General features: G+C 36.3%; 5 protein-coding genes. 1 reads left to right on the plus strand and 4 read right to left on the minus strand.

Features of this window, described 5'->3' with window-relative positions; translation table 11 throughout:
- Positions 1-128: 128 nt before the first annotated feature.
- The 4 genes from ftsX to secA form a co-directional block, all read right to left on the minus strand.
- Positions 129-1,013: a permease-like cell division protein FtsX gene (gene ftsX, locus ACFO3L_RS10225; RefSeq protein WP_379966979.1), complete on the minus strand. Its 885-nt coding sequence runs from the start codon at positions 1,011-1,013 to the stop codon at positions 129-131.
- Complete coding sequence (gene ftsE, locus ACFO3L_RS10230) at positions 1,006-1,692, minus strand: cell division ATP-binding protein FtsE (RefSeq protein WP_379966982.1); 687 nt, start codon at positions 1,690-1,692, stop codon at positions 1,006-1,008. Before ftsE ends, ftsX begins: the two co-directional genes overlap by 8 nt.
- A 101-nt stretch (positions 1,693-1,793) precedes the next feature.
- Positions 1,794-2,907 (minus strand): peptide chain release factor 2 gene (prfB, locus tag ACFO3L_RS10235; protein ID WP_379966985.1). Its coding sequence is split into 2 segments (ribosomal slippage): positions 1,794-2,834 and positions 2,836-2,907, totalling 1,113 coding nucleotides; the frame shifts between segments, so codons are not numbered across the junction.
- Between the two features lie 82 nt (positions 2,908-2,989).
- Complete coding sequence (gene secA, locus ACFO3L_RS10240) at positions 2,990-5,494, minus strand: preprotein translocase subunit SecA (RefSeq protein WP_379966988.1); 2,505 nt, start codon at positions 5,492-5,494, stop codon at positions 2,990-2,992.
- Positions 5,495-5,813: 319 nt separating this feature from the next.
- Between secA and ACFO3L_RS10245 the strand changes: the two genes are divergently transcribed.
- Positions 5,814-7,171 (plus strand): ISL3 family transposase (locus ACFO3L_RS10245; protein WP_379966991.1); only part of this gene is annotated, 1,358 nt, incomplete at its 3' end.

Below are 7,171 nucleotides of genomic sequence, written 5' to 3' on the forward strand. Positions count from 1 at the left end.
ATATTCTCCTACGTAATCGATTCTTTCTATTTATTTTTACATACTTAATTTTGATTGTCTATTATAATTTAATTCCTTTTTTTATTTCAACAAAAAAAGCAACTGACTAGCAGCTGCTTTTCAAGAAATTATACTTTTAAGAAACGTCGCATTGAAATAACTGAGCCTAATGAACCAATTAAGATACCTAATACTGCAAGAATTGCACTGATTTGTATCATAAATTGTCCTGGTTGTAATAAGCTATAGTTTGAACGTAACAAGACAGGGTTTAAAACCCGATAAACTTCTGGATAACCAAAAATAATCAACCCGATTGGAAGAATGGCTCCTAGTAAACCAATCCACCCACCTTCTAAGAAGAAAGGCCAGCGAATATAACCATTTTTGGCACCAACTAAACGCATAATTTGAATTTCTCGTTCTCTCGATAAAATCGTAATTCGAATCGTATTTGATATTAAGAACATTGCGACAAACAAGAGTAAACCTGATCCAATCAAGCCCCAAGTTCGTACCCCTTCAGCAATATTGAAAATCTTGTCCGATAAATCTTCACCATAAGTTGCTTTATGTACAACTTTTTTATATTTCTTAGCTTCTTCTGTAATCGATTTTACATATTGAGGTTCTTCAGCTTGCAGGATGAAAACATCTAGTAATGGATTATCCTGTTCAAATAAACCCCAAACATCACCATAAGACTCTTTTACACGGTCTAACTCATCGTCTTGACTTGAAAACTCAACAGAGGCCACATGCGGGATTGCTTTTAAGTTTTTCTCTAGCTCATCTTGCTCTTCTTTCGTTGTTCCATAAGAAATAAAAACCGACACTTCAACGTTATTTTCCATATCCTCAGCTAACTTGACTGTATTTAAAATAATCGTTAAGAAAATGCCAAGCAGAGTTAAGGTAATAGCAACGGCACTGATAGATGATACGGTCATCCAACCATTACGTCGCAAACTTTTAATACTTTCTAATACATGTCGAAAAAAAGTTCTAATCATCGTATCCATACTCTCCTTCTACTTGGTCACGAATAATTCGACCGTTTTCTATCGCGATAACACGATGACGGATAGTATTGACTATCGTACTATTATGAGTTGCCATCACAATTGTCGTTCCTTGAGCATTGATACGGTCAATTAGTTTCATAATTTCCCATGAATTTTCAGGGTCTAAGTTTCCTGTTGGTTCATCGGCAATCAATACTTTGGGCATATTAACAATTGCTCGAGCAATGGATACCCTTTGTTGTTCCCCACCAGATAATTCACTTGGGAATACACGGACTTTATGTTTAAGACCCACTAAGTCTAAGACTTCCATCACGCGTTTTTTAATTTCACGTGGTTTGCGCCCAATTACTTGCATTGCGTATGCAACATTTTCATAGACCGTCTTCTTTGGTAACAATTTGTAATCTTGGAAAACGACTCCGATTTCACGTCGCAAGCTTGAAACTTCTTTATTTTTAATTTTCAGCAAATCATAGCCCGCAACGTTTAACACGCCTTTTGTGGCTTTTTCTTCACGATACATTAATTTAATAAATGTAGATTTTCCAGCGCCACTTGGGCCAACGACGTAAACAAATTCGCCTTGTTCAATTGAAACCGAAAGATTACGAATCGCAGTTGTACCATTTGAATACTTTTTCATTACATCCTGCATTTCTATCATATTTATCTCTCCACCTTTTTTGTTCGTACTGGCATATTATAGCATTGCTATGTTTCAATAAGCTTTCATAACATTACAATTTGATTGCATTTCAATCATTTTTAAGCATTATTGCCATTTAATCGCATTTTTAAGTAGGCATCGATAAATCCATCAATCTCGCCATCCATTACAGCTTGAATATTTCCAGTTTCATAATTCGTTCGATGATCTTTAACCATTGAATAAGGATGGAAGACATAAGAACGAATTTGTGAACCCCAGCCAATTTCTAATTGTTCTCCACGGATTGAAGCAGCCTCTTGTTCTTGTTTTTCAACTTCTAATTGGTGCAGTTTCGCTTTTAACATACTCATCGCTTGTTCTCTATTTTTTAATTGTGACCGTTGCGCTTGACTCGCTACAACAATCCCAGTTGGAATATGCGTAATTCGAACAGCAGAGTCCGTTTTATTAACATGCTGGCCACCGGCACCACTGGCACGATACGTATCGACTTTCAAATCATCTGAATGAATCGTTACATCAATTGAATCGTTTAATTCTGGCATGACATCCACGGAACAAAAAGAAGTATGACGCCGTTTAGCAGAATCAAAAGGTGAAATCCGTACAAGACGATGTACTCCTTTTTCTGATTTTAAATAACCATAAGCATTGTAACCTTTAACAAGTAAGGTTACACTCTTAATTCCAGCTTCATCACCATCTTGATAATCGAGTACTTCCATTTTAAATCCTTGCTGATCAATCCAACGTTGATACATTCTTAAAAGAAGACTGCCCCAATCTTGAGACTCCGTTCCACCCGCACCTGGATGCAATTCGATAATCGCATTGTTGTGATCGTACGGTCCGTCTAGTAATAAAGACAATTCATACAAATTCATTTCATCCGTTAACGACTGAATTTCATTGACTAATTCTTCTTCCGTCTCTCCATCAGGCTCTTCTTGAACCATTTCTAATAATAATTCCAGCTCTTCGATTTTTGTTTCTAAATGATGGAAACGTCCGAAAGTATCTTTGTTGGCATTGTGGGTATTAATCACATTTTGCGCAGCGATACTATCATCCCAAAATCCTGGTTCACTCATTTGATGTTCAACTTCAGCAATTTCTTCTTCTAGACGATCTAAGTCAAAGAGACCCCCTAAAGCTAATAATTTTTTGGTTCAAGTCCGCAAGTTGGTGACGGATTTCTGCTAATTCCATTGTAATTCCTTCTTTCTTTTTTATTGAATGCCTTTGCTTCAAAAATAAAGCTAGGACAGTTCCCTGCCCTAGCAATTTGATTTTATACTAGTTTGTTTCTGCCATGACAGTTTTTGAATTTTTTCCCGCTGCCACATGGACACAAATCATTACGTCCAACTTGAGCAAACGCTTCTTGATTTGCAACTGGTGCATTCATTTTTTCTTCTACGGGAGCGACTTGTTCTCTTTGAACGTTTTGACGAATCTCAGCTTTCATAAATAAACGAGTCACATCATATTCAATCGCACCGACCATTGCTTCAAACATTGAATATCCTTCTGTTTGATACTCAACTAATGGATTGTTTTGACCATATGCACGTAAGCCAACCGATTGGCGTAATTGATCCATTGCATCGATGTGATCTGTCCACTTCGCATCAACTACACGTAAAATAACGACTTTTTCAAATTCCAGTAATTGCTCTGGACTATTTAAATGAGAAGCTTTTTCGTCAAATTTTTCTTGTGCTCTTGCTAATAGATACGCTTTGACTTCATCAGCTGTTTTACCTTCTAAGTCAGCGACTGAAATACTATCTTCATGGACTAAGACACCGCCGGCAAAATCGACGATTCCTTCGTAATTCAATGTATTAGCGTCAAGCGAGACATGACCATCAACAGCTCGATCAATTGTACGTTGAACCATTCCCATTAATTGTGGTGATAAGTCTTCTGTCTCCATAATGACTTGTTGACGTTGACGATAGATTACTTCACGTTGCTCACGCATTACGTCATCATATTGTAAAACATTTTTACGGGTATCATAGTTGTTACCTTCAACGCGTTTTTGAGCCGATTCAACTTGTTTTGTTAACATTTTACTTTGAATCACACTATCTTCTTCATCAATATTCATACGATCTAAAAAGGCTTTGATTCGATCAGAACCGAAACGACGCATGAGGTCATCTTCTAATGATAAGTAGAATTGTGAAACACCAGGATCTCCTTGACGTCCAGAACGTCCACGTAACTGATTATCAATACGACGAGACTCATGACGTTCCGTACCGATTACAGCTAGGCCACCTAATTCCGCTACACCTAAACCGAGCTTAATATCTGTTCCTCGACCAGCCATATTTGTCGCAATGGTAACAGCGCCTTTTTGTCCAGCGTTTAAAATAATTTCAGCTTCTTTAAAATGATTTTTCGCATTCAAGACTTCATGCGGAACTTTTGCATGATTTAATAAATCAGATAAGTATTCTGAAGTTTCTACAGCAACCGTACCAACCAAGACAGGTTGTCCTTTACGATAACGCTCTTTAATGTCTTGGACAACAGCGACAAATTTACTTTGTAAAGTTGGATAAAGTAAATCAGGACGGTCATCACGAATAATTGGACGGTTTGTTGGAATTTGAATCACTTGGATATTATAAATTTCTCTAAATTCTTCTTCCTCTGTTTTAGCTGTTCCAGTCATCCCCGCAAGCTTTTTATACATACGGAAGAAGTTTTGGAAAGTGATTGAAGCCATTGTTTTGGTTTCATCTTCAATTTCAACGTTTTCTTTGGCTTCAATTGCTTGGTGTAATCCATCTGAATATCGACGGCCATCCATAATACGTCCAGTAAATTGGTCAACGATAAGAACTTTGCCTTCTTGAACGACATAATCAATGTCTCTTATCATAATATAATTGGCACGCAACGATTGATCTAAGTGATGAGTCAATGCCGTATTTTCAATATCATATAAGTTATCTAAAGCGAATGTTTCTTCTGCTTTTTCAATTCCAGCTTCGGTTAATGTAATTGTTTTTGATTGAATATCAATTTTATAATCTTCATCGGCTTTTAAGCGTTTAACAAAGTTGTCCGCTCGCTCATAAAGGGCAGTTGATTTTTCTGCTTGTCCTGAAATAATTAAAGGTGTACGTGCTTCATCAATTAAAATTGAGTCGACTTCATCGACAATGGCAAAGTTTAATGGGCGTTGCACCATTTGATTTCGGTAAACCACCATGTTATCACGTAAGTAATCAAAACCTAGTTCGTTATTGGTACTATAAGTAATATCGCAAGCATACGCTTCACGCTTTTCTTCTGAAGATTTTGAGTTGATGTTTAGGCCAACTGTCATTCCTAAAAAGTTATATAACTCACCCATTTCTGTTGAGTCACGTGTGGCCAAATATTCATTGACCGTTACAACGTGCACTCCTTCGCCCGTCAATGCATTTAAATAAACCGGCATCGTTGCTGTTAAAGTTTTTCCTTCACCGGTTCTCATCTCAGGTATGTTTCCGTCATGTAGAACAATTCCACCCATTAACTGTACATGGTATGGATATAACCCTAAAACACGTTTTGCCGCTTCACGAACCACTGCAAAAGCCTCGGTTAATAATTCGTCTAAAGTCTCACCGTTTTGGTAACGTGTACGAAATTCATTTGTTTTTTCTTGTAATTGAGCATCTGATAACCCGCTCATTTCATCTGCTAGCAATTCAATTTTATTCGCCATTTCGTCAAGGCGCTTTAATTCTTTTTTATCGTTTTCAATTAAATTCTTAAAAAAATTGGCCATTACAACGTATATCTCCTTTTAATTCAATTCTTATTCAAGTTAAGTATGATAAGTTTCTTCATTCCATTTTATCACGTGTTCCTTGCGATTGCTACATTTTCTATTGATTCCATATAAAAGAAGATTCTATTTTAGCCTTATTTATAACAAAAAAGGTAAAAGCCAAACTCAGCTTTTACCTTCTATCATTCTTAAGATTAGGGCTGTATAATTTTTGATGTGGATGAAGAAATTCGTTCACATCTATTTTTTTAGAAAAAAATAGAAACATAAGAATTTCTCCGTTAAAATGATAGTATCGACACCACATTTTGAAAGGATGATTCTTATATCTCATAACGATTGTATACGAAAAAGCATTGATTTAAAAGATAAAAATATTACTTTTGATCATTTATTTTGTGAGGAACTTGTGATAAAAGGCAGAAAATCAAAAGTTTATCACGCAAAGCTCACCTACCAGCCAGAGGGTTGTAAGGAATGTAAAAAGGGGAACACCAATCACTCGATTGTAAAGAATGGTTTTATGCTCTCGAAAATAAAATGGATTAGCCACACTCGATACCCTACCTACCTCTTTTTAAGAAAACAGCGTTTCCTATGCCGTCAATGTGGAGCGAGTTTCCTAGCGGAATCATTGGAATTTGAAAAGCATTGTTTTATTGCACGTCGTTTGAAGCAGTCCGTACTTTTTGAGCTGTCTGATGCCTCCTCTTTTAAGGATATCGCTAAGCGACATGCCATTTCTAGCACGACAGTCATACGAATCCTTCGAAAAGCTGGTGAGGAACAAAGAAATCAATTCAAATCATTACCTGAAACCCTTTGTTTTGATGAGTTCACATCGACTAAAAATAAAAAGGGGAAATATAGCTTCATTTATTCAAATGCTTCCTCACATAAAATCATTGATATATTAATCGATAACTTCTCGAAGTCGATTAAAGAGCATTTTTTAAGATACTCTTTAAAAGAAAGGTTAAAGGTAAAAGCGATTGTCGTCGATATGAATGCCGGTTATTTTAAACTTGTGAAAGAATTATTTCCGAATGCATCCGTCGTCATTGATCGTTTTCATCTCGTTCAACTAATCAATCGCGCACTCAACGTCACAAGAATTAAAACAATGAATACATATCGCACGGCTTCGCCGAGTGTAGCGAAAGACTATCGAAAATTAAAGCAATACTGGAAACTCTTTCTAAAAGAATCCAATGACTTAGATTACCAAACGTACCACTATCATCGTCTCTTTAAGAAAGTGATAACGGAAACAGAAATTATGGATTATTTATTGAGCCTTAATTCTCAATTAAAAGAGACCTATCAACTTTATCAAGACTTACTTTATTGTTCAAAGAAAAACGATTATGAAGGGTTTAAAGACCTCATTTTGATGACGAAAAAACACGAGCTTTCACCTAGTATGGAGACGTCCATTCTTACCTTAAAGAAACACCTACCACGAATTAAAAACACTTTCCAATCCCCCTTAAGCAACGGTTCCTTGGAAGGTTCAATTAATAAAATCAAGCTGATTAAACGAATTGCTTATGGTTACAGAAATTTTTATAATTATCGCGATCGTATTCTTCTAAGTTTTACGGATAATCAAAACCTCCAGTGTGTGAGCCGACCCCCAAAAGTTAGACCTAAAAATCTAACTTTTGGAGGTCG

The organism is Enterococcus eurekensis (assembly GCF_042654605.1).
Taxonomy (GTDB): Bacteria; Bacillota; Bacilli; order Lactobacillales; family Enterococcaceae; genus Enterococcus_I; species Enterococcus_I eurekensis.